Origin of the sequence: Pseudovibrio sp. WM33, assembly GCF_001623165.1 — a bacterium.
GTDB lineage: Bacteria > Pseudomonadota > Alphaproteobacteria > Rhizobiales > Stappiaceae > Pseudovibrio.
Genome location: NZ_LMCK01000128.1, coordinates 908 through 1593, shown reverse-complemented (window position 1 = coordinate 1593; position 686 = coordinate 908). Strand labels below are relative to the sequence as shown.

Genomic DNA, 686 nt, shown 5'->3' with positions numbered 1-686 from the left:
CTTACATGGTGGAGCCTATGGACATGAGTGCGTCCCGGCGATTCCGGGGAACGGTGTTTGCCGGGCCTGCGCGGACTGGCAAAACGGACGCTTTGATAATCAACCGCATAGGGCAGGCGATCTGCTGTGAGCCGTGCGACATGCGTGTCATTCATATGGACAGAAACGCGGCGCGTGAATTTGCTTTGAAAAAAGTAGGGGCGCTGATCAACTACACGCCTTCAATCAAGCGGCGCTTAGGCCGGGGCCGGTTCGACAACAACATATTAGACAAGCGTTTTCAGGGCGGCATGACGCTGGATATCGGTTGGCCGGTGGTCTCCAAAGTGTCTGCTTCTGACCTGCCTTTAATGCTGCTGACTGACTATGACCGTGCGCCGGAAGACATTGAAGGGGAAGGCAACCTGTTTGACCTTGCCTTGAAGCGTACGGAAACTTTCGGTTCTCGTGGGATGGCGATTGCAGAAAGTTCTCCGGGCCGCCTGATTGAAGATAATGACTTCTTGCCGCCTGAGGGTGCGCCGCATATGGCACCACCGGCAACGGGCATTTTAGCGCTTTATAACAGGGGCACCCGTGGGCGCTATTACTGGACTTGCCCGGATTGCCGCGAGGTCTTTGAGCCAGATTATGAGTTGCTGCATTTTCCAGAAGACGGCAGCCCGAAAGAGCGCGGCCTTGCTGCG

General features: G+C 56.0%; 1 protein-coding gene. It reads left to right on the top strand.

The genetic code is table 11. From position 1 onward, the window contains the following. On the top strand, positions 1–686 hold a 686-nt coding region (locus PsWM33_RS27480), incomplete at both ends, for a phage terminase large subunit family protein (protein ID WP_193778453.1).